The organism is Butyrivibrio sp. FC2001, assembly GCF_000424125.1.
GTDB lineage: Bacteria > Bacillota > Clostridia > Lachnospirales > Lachnospiraceae > Butyrivibrio.
Map to the genome: position 1 here is coordinate 94,419 of NZ_AUJH01000016.1, position 21,739 is coordinate 116,157.

At 43.3% G+C, this 21,739-nt stretch carries 17 protein-coding genes; 16 read left to right on the top strand and 1 reads right to left on the bottom strand.

Annotation, left to right across the window (positions count from 1 at the left end; all coding sequences use genetic code 11):
* Window positions 1-83 precede the first annotated feature (83 nt).
* The 8 genes from G601_RS0110065 (at window position 84) to G601_RS22820 (ending at window position 8,663) form a co-directional block, all read left to right on the top strand.
* Complete coding sequence (locus tag G601_RS0110065) at window positions 84-1,532, top strand: NAD(P)/FAD-dependent oxidoreductase (protein WP_026492576.1); 1,449 nt, start codon at window positions 84-86, stop codon at window positions 1,530-1,532.
* Window positions 1,529-2,791 carry an NAD(P)/FAD-dependent oxidoreductase gene (locus tag G601_RS0110070; RefSeq protein WP_026665263.1) on the top strand — a complete coding sequence of 421 codons (1,263 nt, stop codon included), beginning with the start codon at window positions 1,529-1,531 and terminating at the stop codon, window positions 2,789-2,791. The genes G601_RS0110065 and G601_RS0110070 overlap by 4 nt, the downstream gene beginning before the upstream one ends.
* Window positions 2,792-2,794: 3 nt before the next feature.
* Window positions 2,795-3,160: a DUF1667 domain-containing protein gene (locus tag G601_RS0110075; RefSeq protein ID WP_026492574.1), complete on the top strand. Its 366-nt coding sequence runs from the start codon at window positions 2,795-2,797 to the stop codon at window positions 3,158-3,160.
* A gap of 180 nt (window positions 3,161-3,340) precedes the next feature.
* The gene (locus tag G601_RS0110080; protein ID WP_026665264.1) at window positions 3,341-4,474 is read left to right on the top strand and encodes a phosphate/phosphite/phosphonate ABC transporter substrate-binding protein; all 1,134 of its coding nucleotides are present in this window, start codon (window positions 3,341-3,343) and stop codon (window positions 4,472-4,474) included.
* 108 nt (window positions 4,475-4,582) lie between these two features.
* Window positions 4,583-5,371, top strand: a complete 789-nt coding sequence (gene phnC, locus G601_RS0110085; protein WP_026492572.1) for a phosphonate ABC transporter ATP-binding protein — start codon at window positions 4,583-4,585, stop codon at window positions 5,369-5,371.
* A gap of 5 nt (window positions 5,372-5,376) precedes the next feature.
* Window positions 5,377-6,198, top strand: coding sequence for a phosphonate ABC transporter, permease protein PhnE (phnE, locus tag G601_RS0110090; protein ID WP_026665265.1), 822 nt, complete (start codon window positions 5,377-5,379; stop codon window positions 6,196-6,198).
* 15 nt (window positions 6,199-6,213) lie between these two features.
* Window positions 6,214-7,023, top strand: a complete 810-nt coding sequence (gene phnE, locus G601_RS0110095) for a phosphonate ABC transporter, permease protein PhnE (RefSeq protein ID WP_026492570.1) — start codon at window positions 6,214-6,216, stop codon at window positions 7,021-7,023.
* Window positions 7,024-7,088: 65 nt separating this feature from the next.
* A complete protein-coding gene (locus tag G601_RS22820) occupies window positions 7,089-8,663 on the top strand; it encodes a bifunctional metallophosphatase/5'-nucleotidase (protein ID WP_035790620.1) in 1,575 nt (524 codons plus the stop codon).
* A gap of 176 nt (window positions 8,664-8,839) precedes the next feature.
* Here the strand turns inward: G601_RS22820 and G601_RS24995 are convergent, their stop codons facing one another.
* Window positions 8,840-9,898 (bottom strand): acyltransferase family protein, encoded by a 1,059-nt coding sequence (locus tag G601_RS24995; RefSeq protein WP_051205730.1) that lies wholly within the window; start codon window positions 9,896-9,898, stop codon window positions 8,840-8,842.
* Window positions 9,899-10,102: 204 nt separating this feature from the next.
* Between G601_RS24995 and G601_RS0110110 the strand changes: the two genes are divergently transcribed.
* From G601_RS0110110 to G601_RS22830, 8 genes are all read left to right on the top strand, one after another.
* Window positions 10,103-11,161, top strand: a complete 1,059-nt coding sequence (locus tag G601_RS0110110) for an FIST signal transduction protein (protein WP_026665266.1) — start codon at window positions 10,103-10,105, stop codon at window positions 11,159-11,161.
* A gap of 19 nt (window positions 11,162-11,180) precedes the next feature.
* On the top strand, window positions 11,181-12,143 hold the full coding sequence (locus G601_RS0110115) for a methyl-accepting chemotaxis protein (protein WP_035790621.1): 963 nt from the start codon (window positions 11,181-11,183) through the stop codon (window positions 12,141-12,143).
* Window positions 12,144-12,244: 101 nt separating this feature from the next.
* Window positions 12,245-14,638 (top strand): HD-GYP domain-containing protein, encoded by a 2,394-nt coding sequence (locus tag G601_RS0110120; RefSeq protein WP_026665268.1) that lies wholly within the window; start codon window positions 12,245-12,247, stop codon window positions 14,636-14,638.
* Window positions 14,639-14,795: 157 nt separating this feature from the next.
* On the top strand, window positions 14,796-16,580 hold the full coding sequence (locus tag G601_RS0110125; protein ID WP_051205731.1) for an ABC transporter ATP-binding protein: 1,785 nt from the start codon (window positions 14,796-14,798) through the stop codon (window positions 16,578-16,580).
* A gap of 3 nt (window positions 16,581-16,583) precedes the next feature.
* Window positions 16,584-18,371, top strand: coding sequence for an ABC transporter ATP-binding protein (locus G601_RS0110130; protein WP_026665270.1), 1,788 nt, complete (start codon window positions 16,584-16,586; stop codon window positions 18,369-18,371).
* A 145-nt stretch (window positions 18,372-18,516) separates the two neighbouring features.
* Window positions 18,517-18,657 (top strand): hypothetical protein, encoded by a 141-nt coding sequence (locus G601_RS26120; protein ID WP_155834510.1) that lies wholly within the window; start codon window positions 18,517-18,519, stop codon window positions 18,655-18,657.
* Between the two features lie 263 nt (window positions 18,658-18,920).
* The gene (locus G601_RS0110145; RefSeq protein WP_051205732.1) at window positions 18,921-20,330 is read left to right on the top strand and encodes an MFS transporter; all 1,410 of its coding nucleotides are present in this window, start codon (window positions 18,921-18,923) and stop codon (window positions 20,328-20,330) included.
* An 81-nt stretch (window positions 20,331-20,411) separates the two neighbouring features.
* Complete coding sequence (locus tag G601_RS22830; RefSeq protein WP_051205733.1) at window positions 20,412-21,734, top strand: glycoside hydrolase family 1 protein; 1,323 nt, start codon at window positions 20,412-20,414, stop codon at window positions 21,732-21,734.
* Window positions 21,735-21,739: the final 5 nt, after the last annotated feature.

Consider the following 21,739-nt stretch of genomic DNA (forward strand, 5'->3'; position numbering starts at 1 on the left):
TTGCGTGATCGAAGCTTGTTCTGTCGAAGGCTTTAGCCTGAGACCAGAACTTCCATTAGAGAGAAGGAGAATAAACAAAAATGATATATGATGTCGTAATCATAGGTGCAGGTGTTTCCGGAAGCGCTGTAGCAAGAGAAGTTTCCAGATATGACGTATCTGCATGTGTGCTTGAAAAATGTGAAGACGTATGTGAGGGTACCTCCAAGGCTAATTCAGCAATTGTACATGCCGGATTTGACGCAGCTGAAGGATCCCTTATGGCAAAATTGAATGTTGAAGGAAACGAGATGATGGATCAGCTTTCCAAGGATCTCGACATTCCTTTTAAGAGAAACGGTTCCCTTGTTGTATGTGTACACGAGGAAGAGATAGACGGACTTAAGACACTCTATGACAGAGGTGTTAAGAACGGAGTTAAGGGTCTTGAGATCCTTACAAGAGAGGAAGCCATTGCGAAGGAGCCCAACCTTTCAGATGAGGTTGTCGGAGCTCTCTATGCACCCACAGGTGGAATCGTATGTCCCTTCGAGCTCAACATCGCTATGGCTGAAAATGCCAACATGAACGGCGTTGATTTCAGATTTAACACTGAAGTAGAAGATATCAAAAAGGGCGAGGATGGCTTATGGCACATCAGAACCAATAACGGTGAGTATGTGAGCCGCGTAGTTGTAAATGCTGCAGGTGTTTATGCAGACAGAATTCATAACATGGTAAGCGAGGACAAGATGCATATCATCGAGAGAAGAGGAGATTATCTTCTTCTTGATAAAGAGGTAGGCGGATTTGTTTCTCACACAGTTTTCCAGCAGCCTACCAAGTATGGTAAGGGCGTTCTTGTAACCCCTACAGTTCACGGCAATGTCCTTGTTGGACCTACAGCTATCGACATTGAGGATAAGGAAGGAAACAACACAACAGCAGAGGGACTTGGTGAAGTTACAGCCAAGGCTAATGAGAGTGTAAAGAATCTTCCTCTGAGAAATGTCATCACTTCCTTCGCGGGACTTCGTGCTCACCTTGAGAGACACGAGTTCGTGATCGAGGAGGTTAAGGACGCTCCTGACTTTATAGATGTAGCAGGAATCGAGTCTCCCGGACTTACAGCTTCACCCGCTATTGGCAAGATGGTAGGCAACATGCTCAGGGACAAGATGGGACTTAAGGAAAAGGCAGACTGGATCGCTACAAGAAAGGGAATAAAGAGTACTCAGGGTCTTTCAATAGAAGAGATGAACGCTCTTATTAAAGAGAATCCCGCTTATGGAACAATCGTATGCAGATGTGAATCCATCACAGAGGGTGAGATCCTTGATGCTATCCACAGACCTCTTGGAGCACGTTCACTTGACGGTGTAAAGCGTAGAACAAGAGCTGGAATGGGTAGATGTCAGGCAGGCTTCTGCAGCCCCAGAACCATGGAAATAATTAACAGAGAATTAGGACTTCCGTATGAGAAGATTACAAAGAGCGGCGGAAAATCCAATATTATTTTAGAGAGAACTAAAGGGGAGGTAAGCCACTCATGAAAACATATGACATTGTAATCGTCGGAGGCGGACCGGCAGGCCTTGCAGCAGCAGTAGCAGCAAAAGAGGCTGGAAACGACAGTATTCTTATTCTTGAGAGAGACCACGAGCTTGGTGGTATCCTCAACCAGTGCATACATAATGGATTCGGACTTCACACCTTCAAGGAGGAGCTCACAGGTCCTGAGTATGCATACAGATTTATCAAACAGGTCCTTGATCTTGGTATCGAGTACAAGCTCAACACCATGGTTATGGATATAGCAGCAGACAAGACAGTTACAGCAATGAACAGAGAAGACGGAATGTTCCAGATTCCTGCTAAGGCAGTAATTCTTGCAATGGGATGCAGAGAGAGGCCCAGAGGAGCCCTCAATATTCCCGGATACAGACCCGCAGGCATTTTCTCAGCTGGTACAGCACAGAGACTTGTTAACATCGAGGGATATATGCCCGGTCGTGAAGTAGTCATCCTTGGTTCCGGTGATATCGGACTTATCATGGCAAGAAGAATGACTCTTGAAGGCGCTAAGGTTAAGGTAGTGGCTGAGCTTATGCCTTATTCAGGAGGCCTTAAGAGAAACATCGTTCAGTGTCTTGATGACTATGGAATTCCGCTTAAGTTATCTCACACTGTTGTTGACATTGAAGGAAAAGATCATGTTACAGCAGTTACTATAGCTGAGGTTGGCCCTGACAGAAAGCCCATTCTGGGAACAGAAATCAGGTATACCTGTGACACACTCCTTCTCTCATGTGGTCTTATTCCTGAGAATGAGCTTTCAAGGTCAGCTGGCGTTAAGATGAGCCCTGTTACTTCAGGCCCTGTTGTAAATGAGTCACTTGAGACCAACATCCCCGGCGTATTTGCCTGCGGTAACGTTCTTCACGTTCATGACCTGGTTGACTATGTTTCCGAGGAAGCAAAGAGAGCAGGTGCTAACGCAGCAAAATTCGTCAAGGAAGGCGAGGCAAAGAGCGGCGAAGTGATTGAACTCTTCGCTACAGACGGTGCTCGTTATACAGTTCCTTCAACCATAAACGTAGATCGCATGGATGATCTCTTAACCGTAAGATTCCGTGTCGGTGAAGTTTTCAAGAACTCATACGTGAGTGTATTCTTCGATGACGAGCGTGTAATGCACAATAAAAAGCGCATTATGGCCCCCGGAGAAATGGAACAGGTAATTCTTCAGAAGTCAAAGCTTCAGGAGTCAAAGCCTAAGAAGATAACAATTAAAATCGAGGCGGAGGAGTAAACCATGGAAAAGAGAGATCTTACATGTATCGGCTGCCCTATGGGCTGCCAGATCACAGTTGAATTAGAGGATGGTGAAGTTATTTCCGTAAAGGGTAACACCTGCGCCATCGGTGATAAATATGCCAGAAACGAAGTAACACATCCTGAGCGTACAGTTACAACAACTGCAGTTATAGAGGGCGGCGATAAGCCCCGCGTATCTGTTAAAACTGCAGGCAACATCCCAAAGGATAAGATATTCGATGCCATGAAGGAAATCGACAGTACTGTTGCCAAGGCACCTGTTCATATAGGCGACGTTCTTGTAAAAAATGTTGCGGGAACCGGAGTTGATGTTATCGCAACAAGGGAGATTGGAGTTAAGTAAAACCGCTACTTTCAGCAACGGTGAGGAAACTTAAGAATTTCTTAAGTTTTGCTTTACTACGCCGCATTGACATAATTTTTCATGTCAAATATAATTTCATCTGTAGTTGTAGGAGCTCTTGTGGAATTCCGCAAGGGCTCTTTTTATGAGCAAAATTTTATAATTTTCGTAGGAGGAATTATGAAGAGATTATTCGCAATGATGATCGCAGGCGTTTCTTGTGTATCAATGCTCGCTGGATGCGGCGCAAAGAGCACAGAGACCACAGAGCAGGCTACAGAGACTGCTGAGACAACTGAGGCTACAGAAGATGCAGCTGCAACAGAGGAAGCTTCAGAGGAGACAGCAGAGGCTACTGAGGCACCCGCTGAGGCAGTTAAGATTGACAAGCTTACAATTGGTTTCGTACCTTCACGTGAGCCCGATGAGATCGTAACTGCTACAGAGCCCCTTAAGGCACTTCTTACAGACGAGCTTGCTACACTTGGTTACGAGGTTGGCGAGGTTGACATCACAGTTGGAACCAGCTACGAAGCAGTTGGTGAGGGCCTTTCAGCAGGTACTATTGATATAGGTCTTATCCCTGGTGGTACTTATGTACTTTACGAGGACGGATGCGATGTTCTTCTTACAGCAACAAGAGACGGTCTTTCAATCGAGAGCCCTAATGCTAAGGATTGGAACGACAACAAGCCCACAGAGCCCACAGATGAGCAGGTAACTTTCTACCGCGGACTTATTATTGCAGGTCCCTCAGAGGCTGGTCAGGCTGTAGCTGCTAAGGTTAACGCAGGCGAGGAGATTACATGGGAAGATCTTGATGGTCTTAACTGGAGCGTAATGAACTCTTCATCTTCAGCAGGATATATTTATCCCTCACTTTGGCTTCAGGCTAACTATGAGAAGCACGTAACAGACCTTTCACATGCTGTTCAGGCTGATTCTTATGGTAATGCTTTCGCAAGACTTGCTTCTGGTCAGATCGACGTTCTTTGCTGCTATGCAGACGCAAGACGTGACAACGAGGACAAGTGGACTTCAGAGTACGGCAGAGAAGCCAGCATCTGGGATGAGACAAACGTTATCGGCGTTACAGACGGTATCTATAATGACACAATCAGTGTGAGCAAGACTTCACCTGTTATGGACGATGCTTTCAAGGCTGCACTTTCACAGGCATTCATCAACATCGGTAACACAGACGCAGGTAAGGAAGTTATCTCTATCTACAACCACAACGGTTATGTAGAGGCTAATTCAGCAGATTATGATTCAGAGAGAGCTGCTCAGGAGCTCATCAAGTCAATGAACTAATACAGCACCGATTCAGTCATAATAATTTTTAAACTAAGGGGAAGGTGATCAAATACCTTCCCCTTTATATAGGAGCAAAAACTTTATTTTATCGCCAGGAGAATTACAATGATCAAGTTTGAAGACGTAGGAAAAAGATATCCCAACGGATTTGAGGGATTAAAGCATGTAAACCTTACTATTGAGCAGGGTGAATTTGTAGCAATTATCGGACTTTCAGGTGCAGGTAAATCCACACTCATTCGTACCATCAACAGGATGCACGATGTTACCAGTGGAAAACTCACCGTGGATGGTGTTGATGTGATGAGTCTGTCCGGAAAGCAGCTCAGAAGGTTTCGCAGAAAGATTGGTATGATCTTCCAGTCCTTCAACCTGATCACAAGAACAACTGTAATAAAGAATGTACTTACAGCTTTCGTTCCTGATATGTCCTGGTTCAGATCCACTTTCGGTATCTATACAAAGGAAGAAAAGATGAAGGCTCTTGAGTGCCTTGATAAAGTGGGCATTTTAAGAAAGGCCTTTGTTCGTGCCGATCAGCTTTCAGGTGGACAGCAGCAGAGAGTTGCCCTTGCAAGAACTCTTGCACAGAATCCTCAGATTATTCTTGCTGATGAGCCTGTTGCAGCTCTTGATCCTGTTACAGCTAAGCAGGTAATGGACGACTTTAAGCGAATCAATGAGGAGATGAAAATTACAATCCTCATAAACATACACCACGTTGATCTTGCACTTAAGTATGCAACAAGAGTTGTGGGAATAAGAGAAGGTGAGATCGTCTACGACGGACCTGCATCTGAAGTAGATAAGGACGTATTGGCTTCTATCTATAACGGTAAGGTGGATGACGAAGGCAACGTTCTCGATGCAAATGACCATAATGAAAAGAGGTGATCAGCATGAGTGTATACGATAAGATTTTTAAACCTAAAGTATATACACTGCCTAATGGAAAGTCTGTAGAAAAGAAGGCATCCAGAATGCCGATTTACTTTATACTGATTCTTCTTATGTGCATACTTTCAGTTAAAGTCACAGGCTTTGACATGAAGATATTATCACAGAGAATAGGGCAGTTCTTCGTAATTCTCGGTGAGATGTTCCCACCTAACATGGGCTTTGTTGAAAAGGTTATGGGTCCTCTCTTTGATACAATCAAGATGTCACTTCTTGGTTCTGTTCTGGGAGCTCTTATTTCAGTTCCCTTTGCGATGCTTGCCAGTACAAATGTGTGCCCTAACAAGGTAGTCGTATCAGTTGTAAGAGTTATGTTTTCACTTATCAGAACTCTTCCTACACTGGTTACCGCTCTTGTAGCAACTCTCGTGTTCGGACTTGGAACCCTGGCAGGTACCTTCGCTATTGCTGTTTTCTCCTTCGCTTACATCGGTAAGCTTACCTACGAGGAGATAGAGACAGTAGATATGGGCGCTTTTGAGGCTATGGAAGCTATGGGAGCTACCAAAGCGAGAGCATTTATCTCAGCTATAGTTCCTCAGGTTCTTCCCTTCTATCTCTCAAACTGCCTCTTCAACTTTGAGGGTAACGTAAGATACGCAGCAGTTCTTGGTTATGTTGGAGCCGGCGGTATCGGACTTGTTCTTAACGAGAAGATTTCCTGGAGAGAGTATTCAAGCGTTGGAACAGTACTTGTTGCGCTGTTTATCGCTGTATTTATTATCGAATCAATCAGCAGAATGCTTCGAAAGAAGCTTGTCTAAGGAGGGGAGGTAAATATGAATCAGAGAATAAAAGAAGCATATGATAAACGTCCCCAGACCTGGATATATCACCTTGCTATTGCAATTATTTTTGTAGGTCTTATGGTATGGAGTGGTACCGCTGTTGAGACGGCAGGAACCACAATGGATGGCGGTCAGATAGCGCTGAATGTTTTGGCAGGTATTTTTAATCCTGATCTTTCATTCCTTTTTGACTTTACCACTAAGGGAGTTCCTTACCTGATGCTTGAGACAATATGTATTGCGTTCCTTGGAACAATCGTAGGTGCGATCCTTTCAGTTCCGCTTGCATTTATATCAGCATCAAACCTTACTCCCAAGCCGATTGCCTTTGCAGGAAGAATAATCATCATGGCTGTTCGTACCATCCCTGCAGTTGTTTACGGTCTTATGTTCATCCGTGTTACAGGCCCCGGACCCTTCGCTGGTCTTCTTACAATGGGTGTCTGCTCAGTCGGAATGATCAGTAAGATGTACATTGAGGCTATTGAGGACCTTGATACACACGTTGTAGAATCTCTTGATGCAGCAGGCTGCAATACCTGGCAGAAGATCCGCTACGGAATCCTTCCTCAGCTTCTTCCTAACTTTGCATCAACAGCTATCTATAGATTTGATATCAATTTAAGAGATGCAACTATTCTTGGTATGGTTGGTGCCGGTGGTTTCGGTGCGCCTCTTATCTTCGCGATGAACGCTTATCGCTGGAACGAAGCAGGTGCGATCCTGGCAGGACTTATCGTGCTCATTCTTGTAATTGAGTTCATTTCAACCAAGATTAGAGTTAAGCTTACAAGAGGATAAAAACTAAAATATTAACGCCTTCTCTTTATAGGGAAGGCGTTAACTGGACTTAGGCGAGGAATTCAATGAAGATTATTTTTACATCAGATACACACGGACATGTATATCCAATAAACTATGCTACCGATAAAGAGGAGAATTCAGGACTTTTTCGTATAGCATCCAGGATAAAAAATGAGATCGACGGCAATACTCTTGTTATCGATGGTGGTGACAGCCTTCAGGGAACACCGCTCATGGCATTCTATCTTGGAAGAATGGATAAGTACGATTTTAATCCTATGGCTGAGGGCTTCAATGCCATGGGACTTAACTACTACACTCTTGGTAATCACGATTTTAACTTTGGCTACGATGCCATCGCTGATTTTGCAAAGGCTATGAAGGCAACTCTTATCTGCGCAAACGTAGAGGATAAGAGAGGAGAGCTTGGAATTAAGAAACATGTGATTCACACTCTGGAGGATGGCACAAGGGTTGGAATAACCGGCGCTGTCACAGGCTATGTAAATGTCTGGGAGCAGGAGAAGAACTTAACTGAGCTTACTATAACAGACCCTGTAAGCGCACTTGCAAAGGAACTTGAGGAATTAAAGCCTCTCTCAGACATCACTGTCTGCATCTATCACGGCGGCTTCGAGGAGGACCTTAAGTCAGGTGAGAAGCTCTCAGAGACTGAAGAGAACCTTGCATGCAAAATTTCAAGAGAGCTTGATTTTGATATCATTCTCACGGGACATCAGCACATGTCTGTAGATGGTGTAATGCTGGATGGAACCTATGGAGTACAGCCTCCGGACAAGGCTATGAAGTACTGTGTGATGGAAGTTACTAAGGCTGATGAAGCTATTAGCAAAGAGGGAGCAGCTCTTACAACAAACGGCTATGTTGTAACATCAGATCTCGTTACAGTCTGTGAGGATCCTGAAGAATATCAGAAGATAATAGGTGACCACAGCTTCATGGAGGATATGAACAGAGAACTTCAGGTGTGGCTTGATGAGCCCATAGGCTGCCTTGAAGAGGAGATACTGCCCGAGGCAAAGCTTGACGCAGCCCTTTACGGAAGTAAGGTTGCATCAATTTTCAATCAGGTTCAGCTAGAGCTCACTGGTGCTGATTTTTCATGCACAAGCCTTGCAAATGAGCCCCTTGGACTTCACAAGGAGATCACTGTAAGGGATGTTCTTGGAATATACCAGTTTGCCAACACCGAGGAGGTCAAGGAGGTTACCAAGGCTGACCTTAAGGCAGCGTTAGAGAGATGCGCCGAGTACTTCGATTATGATGAAGCAAGCGGTGAGGTTAAGATCTCAGATGTGTTCCTTCAGCCCAAGGTAGAGCATTATAACTACGATTTCTATGCAGGTCTCTGGTATGAGTTTGATTTAAGAAGACCTGTGGGAGACAGAGTTGTGGTTATGAAAAAGATAGACGGAACAGAGCTGTCAGATACCGATAAATACACGCTTGTAACCAGTAATTACAGAGCTACAGGAACAGGCGGATATGAGTGCATCGGTAACTGTCCTACCATCAGGACCTATCCTGAGGAGATGCCTGATCTCGTAATAGACTTTGTCAGAAGAAATACTCCTGTTAAAGAAGTAGTAAACAGCAGATTTAAGTGCATAATGTAAACCAAGAAAGAATTTCGCATGCGAAATTCTCGCGCCGAGCGCGGTTGCAGAATGCAACATATTCCATTCGCGCGAGTGCGCATCCACGCGGAGCGTTTTAATATCATAGGAAAGCAATTTCCTATGATATTAAAACGCTTTCCATATCTGAATCACATATCAGATACGGGAAGCTTTTATCTTTTTATGGAACTCATTATTACTTTGCAAACCTTGTGGGAAGCATAGGCAAATATAAGAGTTGCCGCAAGGTACATTAAAAAGCATACAGTCCAATGGTATTTATCGTAGAGCTTATAGTGAAGAAGGAGATTCAGGAAAAGCCAGTGATAAAGATACATGCCGTAGGTTATATCAATTTTTTCCAGAGGACTTAGGAGCTTTTTTATAAAGGGCTTGAATTTGTCAGGCTGAATGAGGTGGGCTGCAAGGACAGCAATAGCTGCTGCGGCCATGCCTGTTATAAGTCCTGTGTAGTAGCCTTGATCTCCAAATCTCGTGATTCTTATGACGGAGTGGAGCATTAACAAAATAGCAAGAACCAGATTCGTATAGTTCCTGTTATAGAGCCTTAAGGTCTGACAGAGGACACCTATGAAAAACCACACTGCGTAAGGAATAAAGCTTCTTTCAAGGATTTTCTGTCCCATCTCTGAGAGCGAATCCTTGCAAAAGAAGGCAGCTATATTACCCAGAGAAAGGATGAAGCAGGTAACTCCGTATAGGAGTGGTGACTTCGAATTTTTCGTAATAAGCTTAAACAAAAATATAAGGATGTAGAGCTGGATAATGACTGTAATGTACCATATGGGGCCATTTATGCTGCCTGTGGCGAATTTCTCCATACAATAGGGCGTCTGGGCAAAGCCTACACCCTGAATGAAAATCCAGGGAATTATTGATAGATCAAACTTCTTTGGAACAACCAGAAACAGCACACCAAGATAAACAGCCATACTGAGCCATAGCTCCGGGTACAGACGAAGGAACCTCTTTTTGAAGAAGGCTGCAGCATCAGGACCTGAGCGCTCGAGCGATGCGGATATAAGAAAACCGCTTATCGCAAACAGGATAACTGTTGGCTGATAAAAGTCGATTGCAGACCTGAAAACACTGATGGTACCGAAGTGATCAGGCACGCGAATACGCATGTATCCGGTGAAGTGCAGGCACATCACGCAGAAGGCAGCGAAATATCTAATTAGGTAAAAAGCATTGTTGTCTTTTCTTGGCATAGCTTAAATAGTCCTAATAATTAAATTTTTACACTATAATTTTACCACATTTGGGGTGAATTTATGAAATTTTAAGAGATTGTTTAATGAAATATAGTTTTTAGGGCATTGTTACTCATAATATAATGATGATAAAATTATTATTGGAGTAAGCGTTATTTTTAGCATATGCAGTGTTTCCAAATTTATAGGAGAAAATGCCTTATGAAAATGATAAACGGAAAAAGTGCATCAGCAAATGTGGCTGAAGCTGTAAAAGGAGTGACGGCACCAAAGTTACTTATTTTTACCTGTGACGCTGACCATTTTGATGCCAGCGTAGCAGAGATTGAAAAGAAATTCCCAGGTGTTCCCAGTATCGGCTGTGTCGGAATGTCGTATGATTCAGCTATGCTCGAGAAGGGCATTTTAGTTACCGCTTTTACTGAAGGCGTAAAGGTGAAGACTGGAGTCCTTGAGAACGTATCAAAAATGCCTGCCCGTTATATCCACAGATTGCAGAAGAATATAGAAGAGATTAAGCCCGGTAAGGAGAATACAGCGATAATTGATTTCTGTGCAGGAAATGATGCTGCTGTTCTTACAACCCTTAGAGGACTTATTGATAAATATAGTCTTCAGGTTATGGGAGCAACTGGTGATGCCGGCAAGGTTTCCGTTAACGGTAAGGTATATGAAGATGCAATGACCTATGCAGTCATCAAAAATGAGGGCGGAAAGGTTAAGACCTATAAGGAGAATATCTACGAGCCCAAGGATAACAGACAGCTGGTTGCATCCAAGACAGATAAGGCAAAGTATTATCTTGGAGAGCTTAATGGCCGTTCTGCAAAGCAGGTTTATATGGATCTCACCGGAGTAAAAACCGATAAGGAGATCATAGACCAGACCTTCCAGAATCCTCTTGGAAAGATGATCGGAAAAGACGTGTGCATATGCTCTATTAAGGACGTTTCAGGAAGCGGACTTATACTTTACAGACAGATCAATGACTCTGACATTCTCACACTCCTTGAGATGAAGGAACCCATGGAAGTTGCTCAGCATACCATAGACAGGATCAGGAGCGATTTCAGCAGGATTTCAGGCATTTATTCCGTAAACTGCATATTCCGTTATCTTGTATTAAATGGACGAGGCGAGATGAATACTTATCTTAATAAGGTAGCATCCCTTGGACCATCCTGCGGACTTATCGGATTTGGAGAGCATTATAACAGCCAGTTCGTAAATCAGACGATGACATGCGTTGTATTTGAATGATATACAGAGGGAGAATAATATGCTTACAGATATCTTTAAAAAGAAAACAGAAGAACCGATAGCCGAAGTCCAGCCGGTAAAGGGAGAAATCGATGCGGAAAAAAGAGATTCCCTTATCTATATTGCCGATTCTATAAAGAACTTCCAGAAAGAGCTTGTACATAATGAGGTTACTGCTCTTACGGAAATCCATGATATGGGAGAAGCCGTTGAGAACGTAATTGAGAGTAACACTCAGCTGAGAAGCGAGATGGATGCCTTCAATGAGATGTTTGCAGCTGTCAATGAAAGCGCAGGCAAATTCGAGGATGTTAAGGTAAATATTCTTAACAGCGTTCAGAATGCACAGAACAAGGTAGCAGAGCTTAAGGACAGCTCCAATGAGGTTAGAGCAACCTTTGATGAGATGACCCAGAGCTATGAAAACTTCAAGAACGCCGTTGATCAGATCTCCGATTACATGAAAAAGATCATCGGAATCGCAACACAGACTAACCTCCTCGCCCTTAATGCTTCAATCGAGGCTGCAAGAGCAGGTGCTGCAGGAAAAGGCTTCGCCGTAGTTGCAACAGAGGTTAGAGAGCTGGCAGATGAGATCAAGGTAATGATCAGCCAGGTTAATGCTTCCATAGATGCAGCAGGACAGGAAAGTGAGAGACTCTCTGAAAACATCCAGAATTCAATCGCTGCCATGGATAAGAGTATCCAGGAGGTTGAGGAGACCAATGCAACCTTCGATGAGATCATCGAGAGTGCAAACGGAGCAAATGCAGTTCAGCAGGAGATTGCTGATACAGCTGACGCAGCATCCGATGAGCTTGGAAGAATCGGCAACAGCTTCACGGATATCAACAATAAGTATGATGCCCTTGTAAGCCAGCTTGAGAGAGTAAATGCTCTTGGAACGACAAAGAGTAGCGTATTCGAGCACATCGATAATCTGACATCTCAGATTGAGCCTATTGTCAGAGATAAGAAATAAATTAAAAATAAGTTGAATTTACATACATAACTCCTTTAAAAATTAAGAATAATCCTCTATACTTCATAGATAGGGGATTATTTTTATTGGAGAGTATGGTAATGATAGAGTTTTTTAGGGCGAACCAACAGGATATAATGCTTTTCTTAAGTGGAATCTGCGGAATTATTTCCTTTTTTTCAATGATGTCGCAGAACATGCCTCGCAGAAGAAAGGGCTATGTTGTGTATCTGTCCCTGTCAGGAATGCTTCTTTTGCTGGCTGACAGATTTGCATATATGTACCGCGGAGATCAGTCCACCCTGGCGTTCTGGATGGTGCGTGTATGTAATTTCCTAGTTTATTTCTTTACAATTTCCATCGTTCACGCTTTTAATCTGTATCTTTCCAATATGCTTAAAACTGAGGGCGGACTTAAAGACGCACCCCTCCGTTTGAGATTTGTAGAAATCTTCATTTCTGTTGGAGAAGTTCTTCTTATAATTTCCCAGTTTACAGGACTTTATTATACAGTGGATGAGTTTAACCGCTACCAGCGGGCTCCGGGATTTCTATTAAGCTTCCTGTTCCCTATACTGTCGCTGGTGATTCAGATGACGGTTATCATTCACTATTACAAATACTTCGGTGAACGCGTAAGAGTTGCCCTTCTTTTGTTCCCGATAGTTCCGATTATTGCTGCTATTGCGCAGATTTTCCTGTATGGACTTGCTCTTATAAATATCGCCTGCACGCTGATGATCGTGGTAGTTTACACCTTTTCACTGATGGAACTCTACGAGACGGCTAACCGCGCCAATACCTTAGAGATCGAATACCTGAAAAATGAGCGTGAGAGTATGCAGACCCTGTTTGAACAGACGGCGAGAGCTCTGGTAAACGCAGTCGATGCCAAGGATAAAAATACCCACGGACATTCCTCCAGAGTGGCTGAGTACGCCAGAAAAATTGCTGAGCTGAACGGAAAGAGCGAGAAGGAATGCGACGAAGTCTACTACGCAGCACTTCTTCATGACGTTGGTAAGATAGGAATATCTGACGAGATCATTTTGAAAAACAGTGAGCTTACAGATGATGAATACGAGGAAATCCAGCAGCATGTTCTCATCGGTGATGACATCCTGGCGAGTATCACAGGCTTCCCGTATCTTCGTATCGGTGCAAGATATCACCATGAGAGATATGACGGCAAGGGTTACCCTGATAACCTGAGGGGTGATGACATTCCTGAAATTGCAAGAATTATTGCGGTTGCAGATGCCTATGACGTCATGACCTCCACAAGAAAATATAAGGATATTGTTCCACAGGAGAAGGTTCGCGAGGAGATAATAAAGGGAACCGGAACTCAGTTTGACCCCAGGTTTGCCAAGACTATGCTCTATCTTATCGACATGGATTCCAACTATCAGATGAAGGAGAGAGCAGAGGTTAAGGAGCTTTCCGGAAAAAGCGGTCTTAATCCCGAGGAATACAGAAGCGATATTTCAGACGGAATACTTATTACCAAGAAGACAACTAAGATTCACATGAACTGCCGACCGGGAGATGTTCAGGAAGGTCAGATCACAATGCCGGCACTTCTCCTGTTTGACTCACTTGACGGACATATTTACACCAATGAAAAGAAGATAGTGCTGTTTAATTATCACGAATATGGTGATATCTGGTTTGACGGCAAAACAGTCTGCAGAAATGCCAGAGATATGAGAACCGAGGTAAGGAATTTCGATAAGGAAAAGCTTGATCTTCTTAAGAAGGAAAAAGGCGAGACAGAATTTGTTGTCGAAGCTGTTAAGTATAAGGATCATGCCCTTATAAGAATCGTATGCAGATACAGAACGGTTGAAGTTATTGTAGCGCTTCCTGATTCATCAGGATTTTTGTACCTGGCACTTACTGGCGAGCACTGCCACATAACAGATGTATCGATCGACCAGTCAGAGGAGGAGGTTGGAAGCACCTACATTCCCAGAATTGCTGAGGAGATCAGCTATCTTGATGGCCCTGAGGGCGATGTACCCAGCATTCAGGTTGATGATTACCATTCTGCAATTACCGATGGCCATGCAGTTACAGATGGTATGAAGCTCAAGTTCCACACCATGAGTCTTCCGACTTCAAGACGAGTATGGCACTGCCCGCACATCATTCTGTTTTACTCAGATGATGCAAAGGTAGATGGAGGAAACTACAGAGAGTTTTCGCTTGTCAGACTTGATGGAGAACACTGGGCATCCAATGGCTCATCTGAAAATAAAATGGTTACTAACCTTCTGGATGATTTCGAATCCTGGGATGATTGGAAGGAGATTAATAAGAAGGGCTATGACTGTGAGGTTAACTTTAAGCGCGTAGGCAATAAGGTTACGATTACCACAGAAAATGGCGGAATTGCAATACGAAACGTGACTATCGTTCCTGATACTCAGGAAGAGATATATGTTGCACTTTCAGGTGACCAGGTAGCACTGACTAATATCAGATACGAATAAAAATACAACACCATCGAGGTAAGGAATACCCTCTCGATGGTGTTTTTTGCTAATAATACGACAAAAATTGATTATGGCATGACAAAAAATGGTTAGAATTATGTCTTGTAGCGTGATTAAATACCCTTTAACGCTAAAAAAGTTTTGGAGGAGAATTATGAAAAGCGCTGATAAAAACTGGCAGTTTCCGAGAACCAGACTGCAGTGGCTGTGGGACAATATGGAGGGCTACAGGGCGATTTATATTTTGGCTGTAGCAGGTACATTTGTCTACAACATGATGCAGCTTACAGTTCCCTATTTTTCCGCACAGATAGTTGATAAGTTTCTGTCCGGGCCGGAGGCGAGGGCTTATTTTGGCTCGCATTCCGATGAATTCTACAGACTGATCTTCATGATGATATCCTTTACCCTGCTCAGGGTAATCATCGTGTACGTGGACTGCGTGGGATATGAGAAGGTATCCCAGGGAGTTCTGTTTAGGATCAGGAATTTCATTTACGACAAAATACAAAGACAGGACATGAAGTTTTACAGCACCTACAGGACAGGTGACCTTATGACAAGAGTTACCGGAGACCTTGATGCTGTAAGACACATGATCGCATGGGTTGTGAGAATGGTTGTTGAAGCATTTTCTCTGATTCTTGCTGTGGGCATCTACTTTATTTTCATGAACTGGAAGATGGCACTGTGCCTTCTTGCAGTCGCTCCGTTTATTTTCTTTGTAATAATGGCCTTTAAGATGCAGGTTGCTCCCATGCATGCACTCCTCAGGGAAAAGCTTGCGAAGATGAACACCATGGCTCAGGAAAACATATCTGGTAACCGTGTTGTTAAGGCCTTTGCCAAGGAGGACTACGAGATAGAGACCTTCGACGAGTGCAACAGGGATTACAGGGACACCAATAAGAAAACAGCCATGATATGGCTTAAGTTCTTCCCTGTTATAGAGACCTTTGCAAATCTGCTTCCCGTTATCCTTCTTCTGGTGGGCGGACTTTTCCTCATGGGCGGTCAGATGACAATGGGTGAGTACGTTGCCTTTTCAGGTCTGATTTGGGCTATTGCCAACCCTATGAGACAGCTCGGTAACGTAATGAACGAGTTCCAGAGATTCTCCGCAGCATCAGTTAAGGTTATGGAAATTTACTACTCAGAGCCTGAGATCGTGGATAAGGAGTATACAGCTCTTATGCCCAACAGATTCGATGGCAGGGTGGAGTTCAGGGATGTGAGCTTCCAGTACTCTGATGGTAAGCTCCCTGTTCTTAAGAACATTTCATTTACCGCTGAGCCGGGGCAGACCATCGCTATCATGGGTGAGACAGGCTGTGGTAAAACATCACTGATTCACCTTATTCCAAGATTCTACGAGCCTACAGGAGGAAAGGTCCTTGTGGACGGCGTTGATGTTCAGGACATTTCTCTGCACCAGCTTAGGAGAAACATAGGACTGGCTACTCAGGACGTGCTCCTTTACTCAGACACCATCGACGGCAATATCGCCTACGGTGATCAGCTTCTTAGCAAGGAGGATGTCATGAAGTATGCAAAGTACTCTCAGGCCTCTGACTTTATCGCCAAAATGCCGGAAGGCTACGAAACAATAGTCGGCGAAAGAGGAGTCGGATTATCCGGCGGACAGAAGCAGAGAATATCTCTTGCGAGAGCTCTTGCTGTCAGACCTTCGATATTGATACTTGATGATACGACATCAGCGGTTGATCTTGAGACTGAAAAAGCTATTCAGGACAGCCTCAGAGATCTTGATTTTAAGTGCACCAAGATAATAATCGCCCAGAGAATATCCACCACCAAGGATGCGGACCAGATACTTATCATGCAGCACGGTGAGATAACTGAGCGTGGTACACATGAGGAACTTATTGAAAAAGGCGGCTACTACGCTGAGCTTGTAAAACTTCAGATGGGGGCATAAAAAATGGCCAGAAATACATATAAACAGGATGAATTATTGGAGGAGCCCTTTGACATAAAGCATTTGCTTCGGGCTTCGGGATATATTAAGAAACACTTGGGAGCTATGATCGTGGCACTGGTGTTATCTGCGATTGCAGGAATCACGGCACTGGTAAATCCGGTCATAGTAAGAAAAGCGCTTGATGAAGCGATACCTCAGAGTAACAGACAGATGCTGTTCCAGCTGGTGATATTGTCCGCTGTACTCTATGTGCTTAGCATGCTCTTTTCACTGATAAGATCCAAAATCATGGTGAATGTGAGTCAGGATATCATCTACCAGATAAGAAATGATCTGTTCAGGCACCTGCAGGAACTGCCGTTTCAGTACTACGACGACAGACCTCACGGAAAGATTCTTGTAAGAGTAGTAAACTATGTAAATTCCGTTTCGGATATGCTAAGTAACGGACTTATAAATATCGTGCTGGAATTCCTGAACCTGATATTTATCATAATCTTCATGTTCCTTGTGGATGTGCAGCTTAGCCTTGTGGTAATGGCAGGTGTTCCGATTCTTATGGTTTTCATGTTCTGGATCAAGAACCGACAGAGAAGGGCATGGCAGATGGTGTCCAATAAAAATTCCAACCTGAACGCTTATCTTCAGGAGAATATCGTGGGTGCCAGGATCACACAGATATTTGCAAGAGAGGATGAAAATGCAAAAATTTTCAGAGGTCTCTCCGATGACTGCAGAAAGACCTGGATGAAGGCCATCTACTACAGTACTCTGGTGTGGCCCGGAATCGACACTATATCTGTGTTTGTAAGAGCAGCTATTTATTTCTTCGGACTTGTGTTATTCGCAAACGGACATCAGAGCCTTGGAACCATCGTTGCAATATCGAGCTACGCTTCAAGATTCTGGCAGCCTATCATGAACCTTGGTAATATCTTTAACGGCTTTATAAATAATATCGCTTACCTTGAGAGAATTTTTGAGACCATGGATGAGCCTGTGACAGTTAAGGATGAACCCGGTGCTGTTGAACTGAAGCCCGTAGAAGGCAGAGTGGAATTTCAGAATGTATCCTTTTCCTATGAAGCGGGTAAGGAGGTTCTACACGACGTGTCCTTTACTGTAGAGCCCGGTGAGTCAGTTGCTCTTGTTGGTCCCACAGGGGCAGGTAAGAGTACGATCGTAAGCCTGGTTTCAAGGTTCTACAACGTGGACAGTGGAAAGATTCTGATCGACGGACAGGACATCTCCAAGGTGACCCTTAAATCACTTCGTGATCAGATGGGAATCATGCTTCAGGACAGCTTCATCTTTTCAGGAACCATTGAGGACAATATTCGCTATGGTAAGCTCGATGCCACAGATAAGGAGATTAAAGAGGTTTCAAAAACTGTCTGCGCTGACGAATTCATAACAGGCTTAAGTAAGGGGTACCTCACAGAGGTTAAGGAGAGAGGTGCACTTTTGTCACAGGGACAAAAGCAGCTTATATCCTTTGCGAGAACTCTGATATCTGATCCCAGGATTATGGTTCTTGACGAAGCAACCTCAAGTATAGACGTTCAGACTGAGAAGGACTTACAGCGCGGACTTAATGCGATGCTCTCAGGCAGAACAAGCTTCATTATCGCCCACAGATTATCCACCATCACGGGCTGTGACAAGATCATGTACATAAACGATGGCGGAATTACAGAGTGCGGAACCCATGAGGAACTCATGGCAAAGAAGGGTGATTATTATCATCTGTATACCGCACAGATTGGGGATATGGCACATTCCGCGTAAGAAACAGATATATGCGCCTTTTCAGGGCGATAAAAAATTTTGAAAATATTTTTATCCTTGAGGGACATTTGTTGGACAGGGGTGTTTATACTGAACTCAGAAAGTTAAATAAAACAGTTTTTCTTATCTGAGGAGGATAAAAAATATGAGAAAGAACATTTCAAAAATCGGAATCGCTTTTACATTTGCAGCAATGCTCGCTATGACAGGATGCGGTGATGATGAGATTGATACGCCGGTATCTGATGCGCTTGCAGGAATTATCGATTCTCTGAAGTTTAACTAAGGAGATGATATAAAAATAATTATGAGCAGTGTACAAATTAAAGTACACTGCTCGTTTTTATGTTCGTATTGAAAGTAATTACAGTTTCGGATGAACCCGGAATGGGAATCAAGGGCTTTGAAGAGGGGCGCCTTATCTATATTTGATAAATAATTCATCTAAAAAATGTCGGATGTTGTCAAAGATATTACATGGAGACATAAAACGTCCGATGATATTATTCCCTTATCCAGTAAAACACATTGTAATAAAGGAGAAGGACAATGGGGAATAATACAATGGCAAAAACTAAAAATACTTCGGAAGTGAGCAAGGCCTTTAGCTGGTTCCATGCTACTTCAGTAAATGGCGGAGCAATGATGATAGCTGCAGTTTTGGCGAGCTATCTGTCACCTTTCATGACGGATAATCTGAAAATACCTGCAGCTACCTGCTCGCTTATCATGTTCATCGCAACATTGTGGGATGCGATAAATGATCCTATCATGGGCGTAATCGCAGACAACACTCACACAAAGATCGGTCGCTACAGACCTTATTTCTTATTTGCACCGGTACTGCTTACTTTTTTTGCTACCATGGTTTGGATAGACTGGGGATTTACAAGCAGTGCTGCAAAAGCAATCTATATTCTTGTTATGTACATCGGTTACGGAATGACAGTTACCATGTACACAATGCCGCAGATGGCAATTCTCCCTGCTGCTGTTAAGAAGGATCAGGAGAGAAACAAGATCATTACCATGGGTGCAGGATGCTGCGCATTCGCATTCACAATCGGTAATACCTTCACACAGAATATTACAGGCTTCTTTAACGGACTTGGATTTTCAAACGGATATATTCCTTTCATGATCGTTTGCGGAGTTCTGGCATTTGTATCCTTCTGGGGACTTTTCAAGACATCAGAGGGACAGGAGAGATATCTCTCAGCGCCTGAAAAAAATCCCATGAAAGGAATCGGAATGGTGCTTAAGCACAAGGAGGTTTATCCCAACATTATCGCCTGGGTTATGGCTTCAGTTGGTTACGGACTTATGTTCGCATCATCTGTTTATTACATGATGTACTACTATGAGAGACCTGATCTCATTCCTGTATACATGGGTGTTATCTCAATCGGTGCTCTTATTTCAATGGTAGTTGCAATGCCTATCGTGCTTAAGATTTTTAAGACAGGTCAGAGAGCTCTTTGCTTCTCACAGGCAGCAACAATCGTGACTTACCTGATTTTGTTTTTCTTTGGAAAATCTAACTTTGCGTTCCTGTGCGTACTTACATTCATTGGTTCAGTTACAGGCGCTATGCAGAACGCACTTGTCAACATCCTTGTAAACGACACAATCGACTTCATTATGTACAAGGAAGGAAAGTCAGCAAACGGCCTGGTTTCATCAATCAAGGGCTTTGCTCAGAAGTGCGGTAACACAGTAACTAATTCAGGTATCCTCGCAATACTTGCTATGTCAGGATATGTGGCAGGAGCTGTTGGACAGCAGCCTGAGTCAGCAATGTTTGCACTTAACTTCATCAAGTTCGGAGCTCCCTGCATTACAGGTCTTATCGTAATCGCATGCGTAGTTTTCGGACCTATCAAGAAGTACAAGAATGAGATCGAAGAGATGAAAAGAAAAATGCATTCAGAAGAAGTAGTTAATAAAGAAGCAGTGTGATAAAAATGTCAGCAATAAAAGTTGCTTGCAGCACGCAAAATAGCTGTAGGCAACTTTTTAATAATATAAGTGAGGTTTAAAATGAGAAATTCAGATTTTTTAATTGGTGCAGCAACTGCGGCACATCAGGTTGAAGGAAATAATACAAACAGTGACATTTGGGCTATGGAGCAGATGAAGTATGGTGGATATCCTGAAAAATCCCTGGTCGCTGCAGATCACTACAACAGATATAAGGAAGATATTTCTTTATTAAAACAGGCAGGGCTTAATGCTTATCGTTTTTCCTTCGAGTGGGCAAGGATTGAACCTTCAGAAGGTATTTTTGATGAAAGGGAAATGCAGCACTATCTCGATATGGTTCACTTCTGCAAGGAAAACAAAATTGAACCTGTGATAACACTTCACCATTTTTCATCACCCAAGTGGCTTATTGAAAAGGGCGGCTGGGAATCAGAGAAAGTAATAGATGCATTTGTCAATTACACCAGGTATGTTGCCAAAAATCTGTCAAATGAAGATATCAAATATATCTGCACCATAAATGAAGCAAACATGGGTAATCTTATTTCTATTTATATTCGTCAGGCCATGGAACAGCGTGAAAAACAGAATGAGGAGCAGACATCAATACAGATAGGATTAAACATCGAAGAGATGAAACGAGAGCAGGAGGAAAAGGTTAGGGAAAACTTGGAAGTATTTGGAGTTGAAGAGCCTGCAGTTTTCGTATCGCCAAGATCTCCTAAGGGTAATCAGATCATAATGGATGCACACAGGGCAGCGGTAGATGTTATCCATAAAATGCTTCCGGACACTAAGGTCGGATTATCCCTTAGCCTTCGTGATGTTCAGTGCGTTGAAGGCGGAGAAGAGAGAGCAGAAAAAGACTGGCATGATGAGTTCGAGGAGTTTCTTCCTGCAATTATAGATGATGATTTTCTTGGCGTTCAGAACTACACCAGAACCAGGTTTGGAAGTGAGGGTGAGCTTACTCCTGAGGAGGGAGCTGAGCTCACTCAGATGGGCTACGAGTTTTATCCTGAGGGACTTCCTAATGTAATTCGCAGGGTACATACAGCATTTAAGGGTGATATACTTGTAACAGAAAATGGAATTGCAACGGATGATGACACAAGGCGCGTAGAATTTATTAAGAGAGCCTTTGCAGGTGTCAGGGACTGCATAAACGATGGAATTCCGGTGAAGGGTTACATGTACTGGTCACTTCTTGATAATTTTGAGTGGCAGAGTGGCTATTCAATGCGCTTTGGACTTATAGGTGTGGACAGACAGACTAGGGAGAGAAGTGTAAGGCCCAGCCTACAGTTCCTTGGAGAACAGAAATTAACTGATTATAGAAAGAAGAATTTTGCAGTAGCGGCTATGGCTAATGGAAGGTGAGTGCA